The organism is Hymenobacter sp. 5317J-9 (genome assembly GCF_022921075.1).
Classification (GTDB): Bacteria; Bacteroidota; Bacteroidia; order Cytophagales; family Hymenobacteraceae; genus Hymenobacter.
On sequence record NZ_CP095050.1, the window covers coordinates 2,003,996 to 2,021,569 of the forward strand.

Here is a 17,574-nt window from a genome sequence, read left to right on the forward strand (position 1 = left end):
ACCGGACAGGCGGTTTGCTGCGTGAGGAGTGGCGGAGGTGCTAGTGCAGCGGCCGCTTCTTGATGATGCCGCCGTGCGCGTCGTCGATGCCGTACTGCACCACGAAGGCGTTCGGGTCGATGCGCTGGATTGCGGCGTGGAGCTGGGGCAGCTCGAGGCGGGTGACGACGGTGAACACGATGTCGCGCTGGCTCAGCTGCTCGCCGCGCTTGCCGAAGCCGGCCTTGCCCTGGTAGAGGGTCACGCCCCGGCCCAGGCCCTCGGTGATGGCCAGCCGGATGGCCTCGCTCTGCTCCGACACGATGGTGACGCCCGTGTACTGCTCGATGCCGTTGAGCACGAATTCCATCACCCGCGACGCCGCGAAGTAGGTGAGCATGGAGTACAGCGCCGGCTCGGTGCCGAGCACCCACACTGCCACGCCAAAGATGATGACGTTCAGAATCAGAATGATGTCGCTGACTTTTAGCAAGGTGAGGTGGCGGCTCACCAGCAGGGCGGCTATTTCGGTGCCGTCGAGCACGGCGCCGCCGCGCATGGCCAGCCCAATGCCCGCCCCAATGAACACGCCGCCGAACACGGCCGTGAGCAGGCGGTCGGACGTGATGTCGGGAAACGGGACGAAGGCCAGCACCAGGGCCAGCCCGCCGATGCCAATGGCGCTGCGCACGGCAAAGCGGCGGCCCATCTGCCGGTAGCCCAGCGCCACAAAGGGCAGGTTGATGACCAGAATAAGAGCCGCCAGCGGCAGGTGGAGCAACGCCGCCAGCAGCATCGAAACGCCCGTCACGCCACCGTCGATGAAGTGGCTGGACAGCAGGAAGGCCTTGAGGCCGAAGGCGGCGGCGACGACGCCTGCTACGATAAAAGCTGCGTTTTGAACCTCAGAAGCGGGGCGGTTAATGGTCTTGGCAGGGGTGTTGGCCATGCAGCAAAGGAAAGGCAAAATGGAAGAAACACGGCCCGAACCCGGCGTTCGGGCGGCGAAAGAGCTTGGGATTTTGGGTCGACAAAAGCAAAAATGCCGCGCCGGCGGTCGCGCTCAAGTAGCGTGACTGCCGGCGCGGCACGACGTTGAGAGTATTTCCCAAGCGCCCTAATCCTGCGACAGAATGAGCACGGCGTAGGGCGCCACGCCAATGCTGCCGTGCCAGGCGTAGCCGTCGTATTCGCCCTCCTCGGCATCGAGGCCAAAGCTGTCGAAGTCGCCAAACTCCCCGTCGTAGCCGCGCCAGTCGCTGTTGAAGCGCACCGTCCAGTGGCCGGGGCCGGGCAGGCCGATGGTGTAGGCCTCGTGGGCCTGGTGGGCGAAGTTGGCCAGCACCACGGTGGTGTCGCGGGGGCCGCCGTCGCCGTCGGCCCAGCGGGCGAAGGCCACCAGCTTCTCCTCGTCGTTGACGTGGAAGACGCGGGTGTGCTGCCCGCCCAGGCCGCGCGTGAGGCCGTGGAAGTTGCGGCGCAGCGCAATCAGGTCGCGGTAGAGGTGCACCAGGCCGGCGTTGGCTTCCACGTGCGCCCATTCCAGCGGCTCGGCGTCGTTGAACTCACCGGGCGCCAGAAACTCCTGCCCCTGAAACAGCATGGGAATGCCCGGCGCCGTGAGTACCAGCGCCGCGCCCAGCGTGGTGCGCTTCTTGGCAAAATAATGGTCGGCCGCGCCGGGCATGATTTCCTCGGCCACGCGGCTTTTGCCGTTGGCCACCTCGTCGTGGCTTTCGGTGTAGATGACGCGGCGGAAGGCGTCGCCGTTGTAGGTCACGGCCAACGCCTCGGCCACGGCCGGCATGTTGCGGTCAGCGTCGTGGGCGGCGGTGAGGGCTTGCACCACGGGGTACACAAACGAGGAATCCCACTGCGAATCAAAACCCTGGCCGCCCTTTTCCACGCTTTCGGTGATGCCGGCGTGGCCGCGCATGTCCTCGGCGATGGTAATTTTCCAGGGCATGGTCTGGTCGATTTCCTCGTTTATCCAGCGCATCAGGCTCCAGCCTTCGGGCAGGTCGTCGCCGGGGTTGTCTTCCCCTTTCACGTTGCGAATGAAGGCAATGGCGTCGGCCCGCAGGCCGTCGACGCGGTATTCCTGCAGCCACATCAGGGCGTTGTCGCGGATGTACTGGCGCACTTCGGGGCGGCCGTAGTCGGGGCGGTTGTGGCCCCAGGGCGTTTCGGCTTTCCAGTCGTTGTAGAAGTAGATGCCGCCGCCGTCGTTCTCGCTCCAGCCGTCGAACTGCCACAAATCCAGGTCGCCGGGGCCGAAGTGGTTGTACACCACGTCGAGCACCACGGCAATGCCGTGCTGGTGGGCCGCCTTCACCAGTTGCTTGAAGGCCACGGGCCCGCCGTAGTCGCTTTCGAGGGCAAACGGGTTGGAGGGGTTGTAGCCCCACGAACGGCTGCCCGGAAACTCGGTGGCCGGCAGCAGCTCAATGCAGTTGATGCCCAAATCGCGCAGGTAGGGCAGCTTTTCGGCCACGTCGGCAAAGGTGCCCACTTTGTCGGCATCGGGGGCGTTGAAGGTGCCCACGTGCAGCTCATAAATCACGAGCTCGTTCCAGGCCGGCATGTGAAACTCGTCGTCGGCCCAGTCGAAATTGGGGTCGTGAATGACTGAGGAACCGGCCGAGTTGGTGACCTGCCGGGCGTAGGGGTCGTTGCGGTCGAGCTGCTGCTTGCCGTTGGTGAGGTGGTATTTGTATTCGTCGCCGGGCTTGGCCCCGGGCACGTCGGTGGCCCAGTAGCCGTCGGCTTCGTGCTGCAGCGGGTGCTGCGCGGCGTTCCAGTCGTTGAACGTGCCGATGACCGCAACGGCCTCGGCGTGGGGCGCCCACACCCGAAAGGTGGTGCCGCCGGCGTGGGGCACGGCGCCCATGCCGGGCTGGGGGCTGGGCGTAGCGGGCTGGGGAGCAGGCGTGGGGGTAGCAGTTTTGGCGAACGCGTTGGCGCGGGGCGCCGGTTTGGAAGCGGAAACGGTTGACATTGAAAAAAACAAAAACCTTTGCCCGGGCAGCCAAAAATTCGGCCGGTGCCAGGCAAGAGGTAGCTGGACAATACGCAGTTGCCAAACTTTTGGCTGGCTTACGCACGGCCGGGGGGCATTTGCGCTGCTAGTCAGGCGCCTGGCGCAGGCCGCGGTTGCCGATTTGCTAAATTCTGCCGACCTTTTCCGCCATGAATACCGCTCCGCCTGCCGCCGAGGGCCGCACCACGCTTTACCACCGCCGCCACGCCAAGCAGCAGGTGGGCAAGTCGCTGGGGCACGTGGCGCCGGCGCTGGTGCTGTTTTTCGGGGTTATCCCCATTCTCACGGGCGCCGAGCATTTTACGGTGCTGGGCGGGCTGGAAATAGCCGTGGGGGCCGCCTATCTCATGCTGATGGTGCGCGAGCTACGGCACCTGCGTCATAACCCCTTTCACCGCGAGCGAGTGGCCTGGCTGGAGCTGGCCGCCGCCGGTATTCTGGCTCTGGAAAGCTACCACATCTGGCACCGCCACCACGAAGCCGAACTGGCCGGCGCCCCGCACCGCCTGCACGTGCTGCCCTGGCTATACGCTGCCGTGGCCCTGATGTACGTGGTACTGGCCTTCCGCCTCAACAAGCTGACCGACCGGCAGTTCCTGCATCTGCACGCCCACGGATTTGCCGTGCGCACCCAGCGCTTGGGCCCGGCGCACGAGTTCACTTGGGCCGATGTAGCCGCCGTGGAGGCCGATGGCCCGGCTGATGCGCTGGTGCACCAAACCGATGGCCAGAAGCACCGCATTTCGTTTGGCAACACCTACGACGGCGCCGCGCACCGCGACCGTCTGCTGGCGCACGCCGCCCCGCACCTGGCCGCCATGCCACAGGCGGACTAAAGCGCATCCGGCGGCAACTTCAATGGTCGGTTTGGGGTTTTGAGGGTAATCTTTGCCCTGCGTTTCCCCTACCCAATGCCCCGTCCCAAACCCGTTGTTTTTGGCCTCTACGGCTGGTCGCCCGACTACGGCTTCCGCTACATTCACCCCGCCAACCGCCGTTCCTTTGAGCTGCTGGAGCCCGTGGGCAAGCTTTTCGAGAAAATTGCCGAAGACGAAGAAGGCGAGTGGCTCACCATTCGCTACGACGAGCAGCAGTTCCTCGTGCGCCCCGAGCTGTTTAAGGAAATTTACCACAAGCCCAAGTTCAGCTTCGGCGATGCGGTGGAGGAGGTGACACCGCAGCCGGGCCAGTACCGCCACTTCGGCCACGTGTCCGACGTGTACTGGGACGAAACCAGCGACACGGCCACGTTTCAGATTGTGGAGCGCAAGCGCAAGCTCCCGCGCATTTTCCAGGCCAGCGAGCTGCGGGCCGATTAGGTCCGCTAAATCCCCACGGCGATGGCGGTGACGATGCTGATGACGCCGATAATGACCAGGCCGAGGTAGAGCGGCCAGGCAAACTTTAGCCACTGCTCGAAGCGCACGCCGGTGGCGGCCAGCATGGCCATGAGCGTGCCGTTGGTGGGCGTGATGAGCTCGCAGAGGCCGGCCCCGTACTGAAACGCCAGCACCATTACTTGCCGCGACAGGCCGATGAGGTCGGAGAGGGGCGTGAGCAGGGGCATGGTGAGCGTGGCCTGGCCGCTGCCGCTGGGCACGGGCACGTGCAGGGCGGTTTGCACCGCCATCATGCCCAGGGCCGCCACCGACACGGGCAAGTGGCCCAGCGGCGTGGCCAGGCCGTTCACGATGGTGTCGACGATGTTGCCCTGCTCCAGCACCACGAAAATGGTGCGGGCAAAGCCGATGAGCATGGCCGAAAAGGCCATGTCGCGGAAGCCCACCACGAAGCCCTCGGCCGTGCCGGTGGCACCCAGGCCACCCAGCAACCCCGCCGCCACGCCCAGCGCAAAAAACAGCGCGCCCATCTCCTCGAAGCCCCAGCCCTGCTGCACCACGCCGTAGGCAAAGTAGCTGAAGGCGGCCAGCAGCAGCAGCAGCACCAGGCCGTGGCGGCCGGCGCCGCGGGTGTCGGCAGCGGCTTCGGCTTCGGTTATTTCCACGGGCACGCGGTGGCGCTGGGCGTGCCGAATGGTGCCCCACAGCCACAAGGCCAATGCCGGCACCAGAAACGCCAGCCGGTAGGCCCCGCCCGAGAGCAGCGGCAGCTGCGCCAGCTTCTGGGCAATGCCCACCTGAAAGGGATTGATGGGGCTGAACGAGGCCCCCACAAACGCCGCCCCGGCGCTGGCCGCCACGGCCGTGAGGGCCGGAAAGCCCAGCCGCCGCATCAGCACCAGCAGCACCGGCACCAGGGCAATGATTTCCTCGCCCATGTTTTCGAGGGCGCCCATGGTGGCAAACAGCAGCCCCACCAGCGGAATGACGAGCACCTGCCGGCCCTGGGTTTTCAGCAGCAGCCAGTCGACGCCGTGGCGCAGGGCGCCGGTTTGGTCGACCACGGTGAAGGCGCCGCCGGCCAGGAAGATGAGAAAGACCACGCCCGCGGCATCGGCCAGGCCCTTGGGCAGGTCCACGAGCATGTCGAGCGGGCCCACGGGCGTGGCGGGCACGCGGTGGTACGACCCGGCCACCACCACTTCGCGCTGGGCAACGGGGTCTTGGCGGCGGTCGAAGCGGCCGGCGGGCAGCACGTAGCTAAGCACCGCGGCCAGCACGATGAAGCCCACCAGCAGCACCAGCGGGTGAGGAAAGCGAAAGGTGTTCATGGGAAAATGGACGGTGAATCGGGAACAAAAGAACGTCAGGCTAGCGTCACCAACCCGTCATGCTTCAGTTGGCGTCCGCCTGTCGAAGCATCTCGCGTGTACTGTCTGTCATCCTGAGCGCAGCGAAGGACCTTCTCACGGCTGAGCGTTAATTGGCTTCATTATGGGTGGACAGTTGAGAAAATGAACGTCATGCTGAGCGCAGTCGAAGCATCTCTACTGCAACACTAACTTTAATCGGTTGCGCGGTAGAGATGCTTCGACTGCGCTCAGCATGACGTTCTTTTGTACCCTCTGATGACCTTCGCCGAATTTAAAGCTCTGCACCAGCGCCGCCAGGCCGAGCACCTGGCCCGGCACGGCACGCGCCTGGCCGAGCGCCAGGAAGACAGCTTCGACCTGGTGCTGTATGCGGTAGAAGGTTTTTATGCCGAAACCTGGCGTAGTCGGGGCGAGGAGCACATCCTCTTCATCCACGTGTTCCAGAAGCCCACCGGGCTGGGCGACTACCTCAAGCTGGTGCGCCTGCCCGAAGCCCTGTGAGCCGGCTTGGCAGGCGGGAATTTCTTACGACATTCGCCGGGCCCGTTGCTACCAACGCGGCGTAGCAGCTTTTGTATGACCTGGCGAGGCGCCCTGGCGGGCCTGTTCTTCCTGGCGGGCACCGCGGCGCAAGCGCAGCAGGCCCCGGCCACCGATTCGATTACGCGGCAACTGAACCGGCGCCTGACCCAGGGCACCGTGCCGCCCATGGTGCGCGTGGTGCAGGTGCGCGAGCTGCTGCTGGCCGACCTGCGGCGCGACGAGGTGCGCCAGGTACCCCAGCTGCTGGCCTACGTGGCCCAAACGGTACCCGACTCCGTGACCGCCGTGCAGCCGCCCGAGGCCTGGGCCCTGCTGCTGGCGGCCGGGCAATTTGAGCAGCTGCTCAAGCGCGTGGCCGCCGACAATCCCTTCGACGCCCCGCGCCTGGCCCGGCCCCGACTGCAGCCGCCCCGCGATGGCTTGTTTGACCTGACCCAGGACTACCTCGTGCGCCACGAGGCCGACCTGCGCGCCCGCGCCCGGCAGGTGCGCGTGCCGGCCGAAGATTCCACGTTTCTGCAGTTGGCCCTCTCGCTGCTGACGCAGCGACGCTTTTCGCCGACTTCCCAGGGGCTAAATGCGGACCTGCAGCAGTTTCTGGACCGCTACCCGCGCTCCGAGTACGGGTACTTCGTGGCGCGTGCGGTGCGGCCCGAATACAAGCCCTCGCGGTTTAGCTACGGGCTCGATTTCCATTCCGGCACGGGCTTCTTCACGGGCGGGCTCAACGCCGATTTCCGGCCGGTGTTCAACTTCGGGCACGGGTTTGAGTTCGGCTGGGACCGGTACATGCTCTACCTGCGTAACTACATCGGCACGGCCGAAACCCGCCGCCCCTACACCGCCGACGGCCACACCTGGCCCGCCGGGCAGCGCCTCAACTACTACGTGCCCGAACTATCGGTGGGCTACCGGCTGCTCGAAGCCAAGCGCCTGCAGGTGACGCCCTTCGTGGGGGCTTCGTGGTGCAACTTCGCGCCCGCCAAGATGGAGGACCGCAAAAACCCGGACCTGGATTTCGACGTCACCTACGGGCACCCCCTCACCGCCGGCCTCGACCTGAACATACTGCTCTGGCGCACCGAAAGCGGCCCGGAAATTGGCTCCTGGCTGCTCAAAATCCGGAGCGGCGTGCGCGCCGCCCGCAGCCCGCAGGCGCCGGCCGCGAGCGGCACGCTCTTCTACCTCGACGTGGGCATCGGCGGGTTTGGCCGCCTGATGCGCGCCCAGCGGCCCGGCTAGGCCCGCTAACGGCGCCTACTCGTTTTCCAGCCGGTCCGCGTCGGTGAGCTGGGTTGCCGCTCGAACTACCCACTTGGGCAGCAACCCGTGGCCGTAGCCAGCGGGAGAGGAGGGCGGGGCGATACGTAAAAAACCGGTCAGAAGTGGTTTCGAACCACTTCTGACCGGTTTATAACCGCTTTGGAGTGGTTCCGAACCACCCGGGACCGGTTCCCAACCACTCACGACCGGTCCGGAACCACTTTGCAGTGGTTGGAAACCACTCAGTACCGGTTCTCAACCACCCGGGACCGGTTCCGCAGCACCCGGGAGGGGTCCGGAACCGGTCGGGGGCGGGGCTAGGCCGTGGCGGGGGCCGCTTTGGCGGCTTTGGCGGCGCTCAGGCGGTTGGCGCAGGTCTTCGTACACGTCGTCGGCGGTCACCATCACGTCGGCGCCGGCCAGGCGGTAGGTGTCGCTCACTTTTTGGGCCAGGGGCCCGAGCACGGCCTGGATGCCGCGCAGGCCGTCCATGAGGGCCACGTCTTTCTCGAACTCGGCCAGGTCGAAGGAGCGGCGGGTGAAGCCCGGGTCGGCGCGCACGGCGTCGAGGGCGGCCTGGGCAAAGGGCACGCCGTCGAAGCCGATGTTGCGCAGGCCGCGGCTTTCCTCGGGCTGCAGGGTGATGAGGAAGGGCATCAGGTCCTGGACCTGGCGCAGCAGGTCGACGATTTTCTTGGCGTCGGCGGTAGAGAGGGTTTCCGAGATGCGGTTGCCTTGCTTCATGGGAATGGGGTAAATGGGTAAAAGATGGAGGAAAAAATGCCGGGCTGGGGCTCCCGGCCCGGTGCGGGTGTAAGTAGCAGGATGTCCTATTTTTCGATGCGCAGCTGCTGGCGACTCAGCACCTCATTGCCGCGCAGGATGTGCACGAAGCCGGAAACACAAACTGCACGGTGCGGGTGGCCACCTTGCTGGCCAGGGGGCTCACCGTGACCAGCGTGCGCTGCTCGTAGGGCGAGGCGGGCCGGTTGGGGGCGTCGTAGAGCTGCTCGTTGCTGACCGTGACGAGGCCCGCCGTGCCGGCGTCGTCGCGAAACCGGTCGTAGCGGGCCAGAAACCCGCTCACCGGCTCGGCGCAGTAATTGACAGCGGTGCCGCCCCCACCGGAGGGCGGCAAGACAACCGACGTGGTAGGGGCAGCCGGCCGTTGGGCGTGGGCTTGGCGGGGCAGGGCAGCGGCCACGGCAAGCCCGAATAGTAGCCATTTTTTCATGGTACAGTTGGGAAAGGGTTGGGAAAAAGAAAAGATTTACTGCTTGCGGTCAAAGCGTCCGCTGGTAATGGTCACCGTTTTATTTGGGTTAGACTGATTGACAGCCGTGAACTCGAACGTGCCGGCCGAAATACCCTTTTGAACGTTGGCATATTCCAACACCACTTGGCCAATATGTTGGGCATCGGTTCCATATACTTCCACGGCATTATCCGAGTAGAGCACCGCGTGATTTAGCGCGTACAAGTCACTGGTTTGAGGATAATACCCCGTGTTTTTATTCAATAGATACGTCCCTACTTTTTGGGAACGGAAGAATAAGCTCACGGTAGTGTTTTTACCGTTCATCTGCCCATTTAAGTCGATTGTGTAAATGCTGTCAAAAGAAAATCCCCCTCTCAAGGCTGGAATAGGATTGCTCAGCAGGCTGCCCCCGTACTCAGCGGCCACGAACCGCTCGCCGTTGATGAGGCAGCCGCCGGTGTTCTTGCCTTCGTGCGTGGCCGGGGGCAGGCCGGCTTCGGGGTCGTCTTTCTTGCAGCCAGCGGCCAGCAAGGCGGCTAGCAGCAGAGCATAAAATAGATTGTTCATGATGGAAGGGGGTTGAAGGTGGAATGATACGCCCAACGTGCGTGATGCAATAGGCCCCGCCGGACAATGGCGAAGAAGTCCCGTGATGTAAAATGTCCCATGAGGCGCGACGGGATGCTCGCGAACGGCAACCGGCCAGCGGGTGCAGGGCAAGGGTTCCCGGTCGGGGCACGGCCGGCGAAGCCAGACCCGCTCATCGGGCCGCCATTGCTGCGAAAAGCAGGCGTTTGTTTCATGGCGAGGGATGGGTAGAGAGGGATGGGTAGAATCCGAAATGCCGCAGGGCCGGCCTGTAGGGCGCCAGCTTTTCTCAAACGTAACCGATTTGCCTGCGATACGCGAATAAATATATTTGCCAATCAGACTTTTATAGGGTGTTATCGAAGAAATAGCAGACGGGATTTTGCCCTTGCAAAGCACGTGCGGGCCATTGCATAAGGAAAAGGTTGGGACTTTAGAGCCGCCGGTTAAAAGCAATTTGGTAACATGGCTCGCCGGATGGGTGCCACCTCCCCAACAGCCGCGAAAAAGCTCCGCCACCATCGCAACCGGGGCTTCGGTATAGATGGAGCGGCGCAGGCCCCTGGTGCCTGACGGAGTAAGACGATTCGGCTGTAAAAAAGTCCGCCCCGGGCATCGCGCTTTTCTGCCGACCTTGCCGGGCATGAACCGCCTCCTGCCGCTCGCCTTCGCCCTGGCCAAGTTTGTGTCGGGCTACTTTCTCATCAGCCCGCAGTACGACCTGCAGCGCGACGAATACCTCTACCTCAACCAGGGCCGGCACCTGGCCTGGGGCTACCTGGAGGTGCCGCCGCTCATTGCCGCGCAGGGCTGGGCCACGCTGGCGCTGGGCGGGGGCGAGGGCTGGGTGCATTTCTGGCCCTTCCTGTGGGGCGCGGCCACCGTGTACCTGGTGGTGCGGCTGGCCGGGCGCCTGGGCGGCGGCTGGTTTGCGCAGGCGCTGGCGGGCACCTGCTACCTGGGGGCGGCGTATGCGCGGCTCAACCTGCTGTTTCAGCCCAATTCCTTCGAGGTCTTTGGGTTTGTGCTGGCGCTGTATGCGCTGGTGGGCTACCTGCAGCAGCAGCGCCCGCGCTACCTGTACCTGCTGGGGGCGGCGCTGGGCCTGGGCTTGCTGAACAAGTACACCACGCTGTTTTTCGTGGCTGCGCTGAGCGGTGCCCTGCTGCTCACGCCGGCCCGGCGCCTGCTGCTGAATCGGCATTTCTGGGGCGCGGCGGCGCTGGGGCTGCTGCTGTGGCTGCCCAACGTGGCTTGGCAGCTGCGCCACGGCGTGCCGTTTCTGCACCACATGGCCCTGCTCAAATCCAGCCAGCTGGTGCACGTCGAACCCGCCGATTTCTGGAAAGCCCAGCTGCTGATGAACCTGCCCGCCACCTGGGTGTGGGTGCCCGGCCTGCTGGCCCTGCTGCTGAGTTCGGCGTTTCGGCCCTACCGCGCGGTGGGCTGGGTGGCCGTGCTGGGCGTGGGCCTGCTGGCGGTCCTGCACGGCAAAGACTACTACGCCCTGGGCTACTACCCGGCACTGTTTGCCTTCGGGGCAGCGTGGTGGGAGGCGCAGCTGCGCCCGCTGCGATGGAAAGCAGCGGTGCAGCCCGTGCTGGTGCTGCTGCCGCTGGCATTTCTTGCCTTTTTTGCGCCGTTTCTGTACCCCGTACGCAGCCCCGCCGCCATGGCCGCGCTGCGCCCCACCTATGCCAAGCTGGGCCTCTACCGTTGGGAGGACGGCCAGGACCACGCCCTGCCCCAGGACTACGCCGACATGCGCGGCTGGCGCGAGCTGGCCGCCAAAACCTGGGCCGCCTACCAGTCCTTGCCCGCCGAGGCACGTGCCCACACCCTCATTCACTGCGCCAACTACGGCCAGGCCAGCGCCATCAACTACTTCAACCGCGGCAAGTCTTTGCCGCCGGCCCACAGCCTCAACGGCAGCTTCATCTACTGGTACCCCGCGCCAGCCCAGCTGGCCCAGTGCCAGGCCATCCTCATCGTCGACGACGAGCCCGACGACGACCTGGCCCCGCATTTTGCCAGTTACCGCCGCTTTGGCGCCGTGGCCGACTCCTTCGCCCGCGAGCGCGGCACCGCCATCACCGTCGGCCTGCAGCCCGATGCAGTCGTGCTGGCTCAGGTAGCCCGTGAGCACCGCACAGCGCTCAACGATTGGGAAGGACCGAAGTAGGGGCGGGGCTTGCCCCCGCCCGGGCGCTGAACTGCCGGCATTGCTATCGTTTACCGTCCGGGCGGGGGCAAGCCCCGCCCCTACATTTCAAACGGAAATTCAGCCAGGCTTTCCCAGGGTCCGTTGCGGTAGGCCCACAGGTGCAGCCCCGTACCCACGGCCGCAAACGGGGCAAAGGCCGGCTGCAAGCCGGCCAGCAGCTGGCGGGCGGCTTCCGGCGTTACCTTGTTTTGGATGGTGACGTGCGGCTGCAGCTTCTGCTGGTCCTGCGGCGTGAGGTGGGCGGCAAACAAGCTTTGCAGGCGGCGGTGCAGGGCGCGCAACTGCTCATTCTCAAGGGTGAAGGCCACGCCGCGGCCCAGTGAGCGCAGCCCCGTGACCTGCAGCGCGAGCGGGGCCTGGGTACGGCACAAGGCACTCAATTGCTGGCGAATGTTGGCCAAATCTGCTCCCGGCAGGTGGTGAAACAAGGTGAGATGCGCCGCCAGGTAGTTGATGTTGGGCGGGAAGTGCTGCCGGCGTAGGTCGTTGAAATACGTCTGAGATGCTTCGTCCAACATCAGCGTAAGAATGAGCGGGGCGGGGTTGTTAAAGTCGGGCATCGGGCAGCTGGGGAAGGGTCGGGGAGGAATACGCAACCACGTGGGCAACCGCCGCGGAAGGGCTGATTTTACCTGTTTTTGGGAGACGGGTTCGTGTGATAAATGGCGCTGGTGCGTGTTTTTAGGCCGTTTTTATGGACTTTATTCACGCTAAAAAGCGTTGCATAACTATCTGTCACCAACCTGATTTTATGCTCACTGCTGGCACGCTTGTTTCGTTTTCTGATACCCTGCTCACCGACGTTCCGGCGCCGGTTTTGGTGCCCCGCACGCACTCGGCCAAGCTGTGGCTGCCCCAGCGCGTGGTGTTCACGCCCGATGCGCTCGACGGGGAATTCGGCCAGCAGATTCTGGCCCGGGTCTCGGCCCAAAACCTGGAAGTGGAGCTGCTGAAAAGCAACCGCCTCACCGGCCTGCGCGACCCCGGCGGCGACGTGCGCGCCACCTACCGCACCGCCAAAAACACCCTGGCCATCGTGAAAGCCCCCGCCGGCGCCCTGCGCCTGCAGCCCACCCCGCCCTCGGCCGACTGGCAGCTCAACCTCGCCGAAGGCTGCCCCGCCCACTGCCAGTACTGCTACCTGGCCGGCTCGCTCAGCGGCCCGCCCGTGGTGAAGGCCTTCGCCAACCTGCCCCAGCTGCTGGCCAACACCGCCACCTACGAGCGCCCCGGCCGCATCACCAGCTTCGAGGCCAGCTGCTACACCGACGTGCTGGGCATCGAGCACCTCACCGGCAGCCTGGGCGCGGCCGTGCGCCATTTCAGCCAGCGCGAGGGCGCCCAGCTGCGTTTCGTGAGCAAGTACGACTACATCGATTCCCTGCTGGCCCTGCCTCACCACGGCCGCACGCGGGCCCGCTTCTCCCTCAACGCCGAGCCCGTGGCCCGGCGCCTCGAAGGCGGCACGGCCTCGGTGGAGGCGCGCATTCAGGCCATGCGCCGGCTGGCGCTGCCGGTGGCATTAGGCGGCGCTGGCTACCCGGTGGGCGTGGTGCTGGCGCCCATCATGCCCATTCCCGACTGGCAGCGGCACTACACCGAATTACTGAACCGCCTGCAACAAGCCTTTGACTTCGACTGCGACCTTACCGTGGAGTTCATCACCCACCGCTTCACGCCCGGCTCCAAAGACGTGTTGCTGCAGTGGTATCCCAACACCAGCCTCGACCTGGCCGAGGAAGGCCGCGCCGTGAAGCGCAACAAGTTCGGCGGCCTGAAATACGTGTACCAGCCCGAGCAGATGAAGGCCATGAAGGCGTGGTTCTACGCCGAGTGGCAACGCCGTTTCCCCCACGCGCCGGTGCAGTATTGGACGTAGGGCTTGGAGCAGAGGTCGAAACCGGCTGTCATCCTGAACGCAGCGAAAGACCTTCTCCCGACGCAACGTTAAGTATACAACCGTGAGCAGGTCCTTCGCTGCGCTCAGGCTGACAGCCGAAAATGACGTTGACTAGAAGACGTGGAAACGCATTCATTCGCAAAGCGAAGCGTTATTTGCCGCATGCTTCCCTACACCCTCGTCATTCAGCACGCGGCCCAGGTGCTGACCCTGGCCGGCGGCCCCACCGACCGCCCCCTGGCCGGGCCCGACCTGCACAACTGGACCGTTATTGAGCGCGGCTACGTGGCCTGCCGGGGCGATAAAATCGTGGCCGTGGGCCCGATGGACGAGCTCGACCTGGCCTACATCACGCCCGAAACCCGGCTGCTCGACGCCTCCGGCCGCGTGGTGATGCCGGGGCTGGTGGAGTGTCACACCCACCTCGTGTTCGGCGGCAACCGCGCCCACGAGTTCGAGCGCAAGCTGCGGGGCGAGTCTTATCTGGACATTCTGGCCAGCGGCGGGGGCATCCTGAGCACCGTGCGCGCCACCCGCGCCGCCACCGAAGCCGAGCTGCTGGAAAATGCCTTGCACCACCTCGACGGCTTCCGCCGCTACGGTGTCACCACCCTCGAAGCCAAAAGCGGCTACGGCCTCGACCGCGACACCGAACTGCGGCTGGTGCGGGTGGCCCGCGAGGCCGGCCGTCGGCAGCCCGTGCGGGTGGTGCCCACCTTCCTGGGCGCCCACGTGGTGCCGCCCGAGTTCAAGGAAGCGGGCCCGCGGGCCTACGTCGATTTCATACTGCGTGAAGTGTTGTCGGACCTGAAAGGGGAGGCGGCCTACGTCGACATTTTCTGCGAGCAGGGGGCTTTCCCGCTCGACGTGGCCCAGTATTTCCTTACCCAGGCCCACAAAATGGGCTTCGGGCTGAAGATTCACGCCGAGCAGTTGCACGACCTGGGCGGCTGCGAGATGGCCGCCGAGCTGGGCGCCACCAGCGTCGACCACTGCGACTACCTCACGCCCGCAGCCGCTGGCCGCATTGCCCGCAGCAGCCAGGGGCGCACCGTGGCGGTGCTGCTGCCGCTGGTGCCGCTGTTTTTGCGTCAGGAAAAGTTTGCGCCGGGACGTGCCTTCATCGACCAGGGCCTGCCCGTGGCCGTGAGCACCGATTTCAACCCCGGCTCCTGTCCCAGCAAAAGCCTCTGGCTGGCCATGTCCCTGGCCTGCCTCAAAATGGGTTTCACCCCCAAAGAAGCCGTAGCTGCCGCCACCCTCAACGCCGCCTGGGCCATCGGCCACGCCGCCGACTGCGGCAGCTTGGAGCCCGGCAAGCGCGCTGATATTCTGCTGCTTGAAGTGGGCAGCGTGGCCGAAATCCCATACTGGCTAGGCGAAAACCCGGTGCGCGAGGTAATTGTGGGCGGCGATTTGCAATAGAAGGCAATCAGGGGTAGAGACGCAATATGTTGCGTCTCGTCGTTGAACGACTGGGGCCGCGTGGTTTGGGGTGTCGTTCGACTATTCCTCAAGCGTCATCGTTCAACGAGAAGACGTAAAATATTGCGTCTCTACATCATTCAGCTAATTTCCTAGCGCCAGTCGTAGGACACGCCCAGCAGCACGCCCGCGCCCAGCAAGTGCCGGGGCGTGAGGCCCGAAACCGGCTTCGACAAGGAGTTGAGGAAATACGTGGCGCTGGGTTGGGCCAGCAGCTCCAGGCGCGACGCCACACGGTAGCGCAAGTCTACTCCGCCGCTGAGCGACAGGTTGAGCGCGCGGTTTGGTGAGTCGGCGCCCGGGCCCCAGGCGTGGCGGGCGGCGTCGGCGCCGGCGCTGTTGCCGCCCAGGTAAAAGGCCACGTCGGCCCCGCCGCTGAGGCCGTAGCTGAGTTTTTTGCCGATTCCCAGGGTGTAGCTCAGCCGCACCGGCACCGTGAGGAAACGGTAGGTGTCGCGGTAGCTGCGCTGGCTGAAAAGGTAGGTGGTGATGGGCGGCCGTGGGTTCGATACCACCACCGGCGGGATGGCGGAGGTGACGGCAGTCACGACATCGTATGTCCGTTGCAGGGCAAATTCCTGGTAGCCCAGGCCAGCGCTCAGGCTCCAGCGACCACTCAGCACCCGGCGCACCTGCAGCGCCAGCGCCAGGCCGGTGCCGGCTTGTTCCTGCTGCTCGCGCACGGTGCCCGTGGCGTCGAGAGTCCGGACCGTATTAATGGTTGATGGCGCGCTATTGAATGAAGTCGCCAGGCTGCTGGTCGAGGTTAGCTGCCGGTAGGTGTAAGCCGGCCCACCCACCGCCTGCACGGCCCAGCGGCGCACGCGCCCGACCGGAGGCCGGGGCAGTGTATCGGTGGGCAGGGCTAGGCGCAAGGCCGCCAATTCGGTGGGCGCAAGCGCCGCTTGCCGCCGTGCCTGCATCTCATAGGAGGCTCCGAGCGCCACCTCGCTGCCCGCTACGGCCGAAGCCGCCGGCACTTGGGCTACGCGGGTTTCGCCGGCTGCTCCAGCAGCTTTTTCGCCTGCCGCCTCCTGAACCTCACCCGAGCGGCCAGCCACCGAAGCTGCTACGGTGCCGTCCAGCGCTGCATCAGCTCCGGCCGGGGGCACGGTTTGGCTGGTGCGCGCGGCCGCTAGGGCCGGGCTTTCGTTTGCAGCGGTGCCTGTCGTTTTCATTGTCCGGGAGACCGCACGGCGCTTCCGGACTGAGCGGCTCAGGGCCACGGCTGCGCCTCCAGTTTCACGGCCACGCGCGGTAACGCGTGCCGCGACTATGGTGCCCTTCGCAACCACGCCGCTGGCGGAGGTAGTGCCGGCAGCTGGCTTTCCAGCCATGGTGCCGTTGGGGGAGGTCGCTGCAATACTGCTTACCGTAGCATCGGCCGCACTATTTGCACGTGCGACCTCAGTAGCCGTCCCGGGAGCCGTAGTTATTGCCACTTCTGCAGCGGTGGTCGCACCGGCTTCTTTCAGGCCCGCACCAGCAGTAGCTGCTGCGGGCCTGGTCGCGGGGGCAATGTTTTGGTCTTTGGCGGCGGCCAGCGTTTGCTGGTCGGCCCGGTGGGCGGCTTGCTGCGCCAGCTCACGGTGCTGGCCCACGCGCCACCACTGCCAGCCGGCCGTGCTCACCAGGGCCAGCAGCAGGAGCAGCAGCGCGGCCACGCTGCGGCGGCGGCGCTTGCGGAGTTGCGGGGCCGCCACCGGCGGCGGCAGCTGCGCCCGAATATTGGCCCACAGCGGCGCGGGCGGCTCCTGGCCGTAGTCGGCCAGGCGGCTGCGCAGGGCATCGTACAGGTCGTCGGGTTCGCGGTCGGTCATGGCAATTGGGGGTGATGGTGGGCCGCCAGGCGGGTTTCGAGCAGGCGGCGGGCCCGGGCCAGCTGCGATTTGCTGGTGCCTTCGGCAATGCCCAGCAGCTCGGCGATTTCCTGGTGCGAATAGCCCTCCACGGCGTAGAGGTTGAGCACCGTGCGGTAGCCGGGCGGCAGCGTGGCCAGCAGGGCCAGCAGGTCGTCGGCGGCCAGCTGCTCCACGGCCGAGGGCTCGGGCGCGGGCAAGTCGGCCGCCAGCTCGTCGAGGGCCTCGCCGCCGGGGCCGGGGTGGCGCAGGCGGTGCTGCTCCAGGGCGTGCAGCGAGGTGGTGACGGCAATGCGGCGGGCCCAGGCTTCGAAGGGGCCCTGGCCGCGGTATTGGTCGAGGCGAGTGAAAATTTTAACGAACGTGTTCTGCAGGGCGTCCTCCGCTTCGGCCCGGTTGGGGCAATAGCGAAGACACACGCCCATGAGGCCATAGGCGAGGCGCTGATAGAGCCGGTGCTGCGCGGCGGATTCGCCCCGCCGGCACGCCGCCAGCAAGGCCTCATCCACCGGGGCAAGGGGAGGCGGCATGCAGTGAAACAGTGAAGACGCCGGGCTGTACAGCCCCCGGCATTTGAACCCATGACCGGCGGCCGGCCGGTGCGGTTGCGTGGGGGCTAAGTTATTTTGAAAAATTCACGAGTCGGAACTCCGAGACCGCACCAGCCCGGCGTGCACGGCCGTATTCTTGCCGCATCAATTCTTCTCTCGTTCGCTTCGCCC

At 65.5% G+C, this 17,574-nt stretch carries 16 protein-coding genes; 7 read left to right on the plus strand and 9 right to left on the minus strand.

The window, feature by feature from the left end:
• Positions 1-40: 40 nt before the first annotated feature.
• Positions 41-928, minus strand: coding sequence for a YitT family protein (locus tag MUN81_RS08265; RefSeq protein WP_245116734.1), 888 nt, complete (start codon positions 926-928; stop codon positions 41-43).
• A 168-nt stretch (positions 929-1,096) separates the two neighbouring features.
• Positions 1,097-2,977: an alpha-amylase family glycosyl hydrolase gene (locus MUN81_RS08270; protein ID WP_245116736.1), complete on the minus strand. Its 1,881-nt coding sequence runs from the start codon at positions 2,975-2,977 to the stop codon at positions 1,097-1,099.
• A gap of 191 nt (positions 2,978-3,168) precedes the next feature.
• On the opposite strand from MUN81_RS08270, the gene MUN81_RS08275 reads away from it, so the two are divergent.
• Together MUN81_RS08275 and MUN81_RS08280 are read left to right on the plus strand one after the other, a co-directional pair.
• Positions 3,169-3,855: a hypothetical protein gene (locus tag MUN81_RS08275; protein WP_245116738.1), complete on the plus strand. Its 687-nt coding sequence runs from the start codon at positions 3,169-3,171 to the stop codon at positions 3,853-3,855.
• A 75-nt stretch (positions 3,856-3,930) separates the two neighbouring features.
• Complete coding sequence (locus MUN81_RS08280) at positions 3,931-4,338, plus strand: hypothetical protein (RefSeq protein WP_245116740.1); 408 nt, start codon at positions 3,931-3,933, stop codon at positions 4,336-4,338.
• Positions 4,339-4,343: 5 nt separating this feature from the next.
• On the opposite strand, the gene MUN81_RS08285 is transcribed toward MUN81_RS08280, so the two are convergent.
• Entirely contained in the window at positions 4,344-5,690 is a 1,347-nt protein-coding gene (locus MUN81_RS08285) for a YfcC family protein (RefSeq protein WP_245116742.1), read from the minus strand.
• Positions 5,691-5,987: 297 nt separating this feature from the next.
• Between MUN81_RS08285 and MUN81_RS08290 the strand changes: the two genes are divergently transcribed.
• Together MUN81_RS08290 and MUN81_RS08295 are read left to right on the plus strand one after the other, a co-directional pair.
• On the plus strand, positions 5,988-6,233 hold the full coding sequence (locus tag MUN81_RS08290) for a hypothetical protein (RefSeq protein WP_245116744.1): 246 nt from the start codon (positions 5,988-5,990) through the stop codon (positions 6,231-6,233).
• A 75-nt stretch (positions 6,234-6,308) separates the two neighbouring features.
• Complete coding sequence (locus tag MUN81_RS08295) at positions 6,309-7,517, plus strand: hypothetical protein (RefSeq protein WP_245116746.1); 1,209 nt, start codon at positions 6,309-6,311, stop codon at positions 7,515-7,517.
• A 276-nt stretch (positions 7,518-7,793) separates the two neighbouring features.
• On the opposite strand, the gene MUN81_RS08300 is transcribed toward MUN81_RS08295, so the two are convergent.
• From MUN81_RS08300 to MUN81_RS08310, 3 genes are all read right to left on the minus strand, one after another.
• Complete coding sequence (locus tag MUN81_RS08300; RefSeq protein ID WP_245116748.1) at positions 7,794-8,282, minus strand: hypothetical protein; 489 nt, start codon at positions 8,280-8,282, stop codon at positions 7,794-7,796.
• 115 nt (positions 8,283-8,397) lie between these two features.
• The gene (locus tag MUN81_RS08305; protein ID WP_245114665.1) at positions 8,398-8,772 is read right to left on the minus strand and encodes a hypothetical protein; all 375 of its coding nucleotides are present in this window, start codon (positions 8,770-8,772) and stop codon (positions 8,398-8,400) included.
• Between the two features lie 36 nt (positions 8,773-8,808).
• Entirely contained in the window at positions 8,809-9,363 is a 555-nt protein-coding gene (locus MUN81_RS08310) for a DUF6252 family protein (RefSeq protein WP_245116750.1), read from the minus strand.
• Positions 9,364-10,027: 664 nt separating this feature from the next.
• On the opposite strand from MUN81_RS08310, the gene MUN81_RS08315 reads away from it, so the two are divergent.
• Positions 10,028-11,566: a glycosyltransferase family 39 protein gene (locus tag MUN81_RS08315; protein ID WP_245116752.1), complete on the plus strand. Its 1,539-nt coding sequence runs from the start codon at positions 10,028-10,030 to the stop codon at positions 11,564-11,566.
• 80 nt (positions 11,567-11,646) lie between these two features.
• Here MUN81_RS08315 and MUN81_RS08320 read toward each other — a convergent pair whose 3' ends face one another.
• Positions 11,647-12,168 carry a 2'-5' RNA ligase family protein gene (locus MUN81_RS08320; RefSeq protein ID WP_245116754.1) on the minus strand — a complete coding sequence of 174 codons (522 nt, stop codon included), beginning with the start codon at positions 12,166-12,168 and terminating at the stop codon, positions 11,647-11,649.
• Positions 12,169-12,359: 191 nt separating this feature from the next.
• Between MUN81_RS08320 and MUN81_RS08325 the strand changes: the two genes are divergently transcribed.
• Together MUN81_RS08325 and hutI are read left to right on the plus strand one after the other, a co-directional pair.
• Entirely contained in the window at positions 12,360-13,487 is a 1,128-nt protein-coding gene (locus MUN81_RS08325) for a spore photoproduct lyase family protein (protein WP_245116756.1), read from the plus strand.
• A gap of 183 nt (positions 13,488-13,670) precedes the next feature.
• Complete coding sequence (hutI, locus tag MUN81_RS08330; RefSeq protein WP_245116758.1) at positions 13,671-14,933, plus strand: imidazolonepropionase; 1,263 nt, start codon at positions 13,671-13,673, stop codon at positions 14,931-14,933.
• A 152-nt stretch (positions 14,934-15,085) separates the two neighbouring features.
• Here the strand turns inward: hutI and MUN81_RS08335 are convergent, their stop codons facing one another.
• Positions 15,086-16,813 carry a hypothetical protein gene (locus tag MUN81_RS08335; RefSeq protein ID WP_245116760.1) on the minus strand — a complete coding sequence of 576 codons (1,728 nt, stop codon included), beginning with the start codon at positions 16,811-16,813 and terminating at the stop codon, positions 15,086-15,088.
• Positions 16,810-17,382 (minus strand): sigma-70 family RNA polymerase sigma factor, encoded by a 573-nt coding sequence (locus MUN81_RS08340; RefSeq protein WP_245116762.1) that lies wholly within the window; start codon positions 17,380-17,382, stop codon positions 16,810-16,812. Before MUN81_RS08340 ends, MUN81_RS08335 begins: the two co-directional genes overlap by 4 nt.
• Positions 17,383-17,574: the final 192 nt, after the last annotated feature.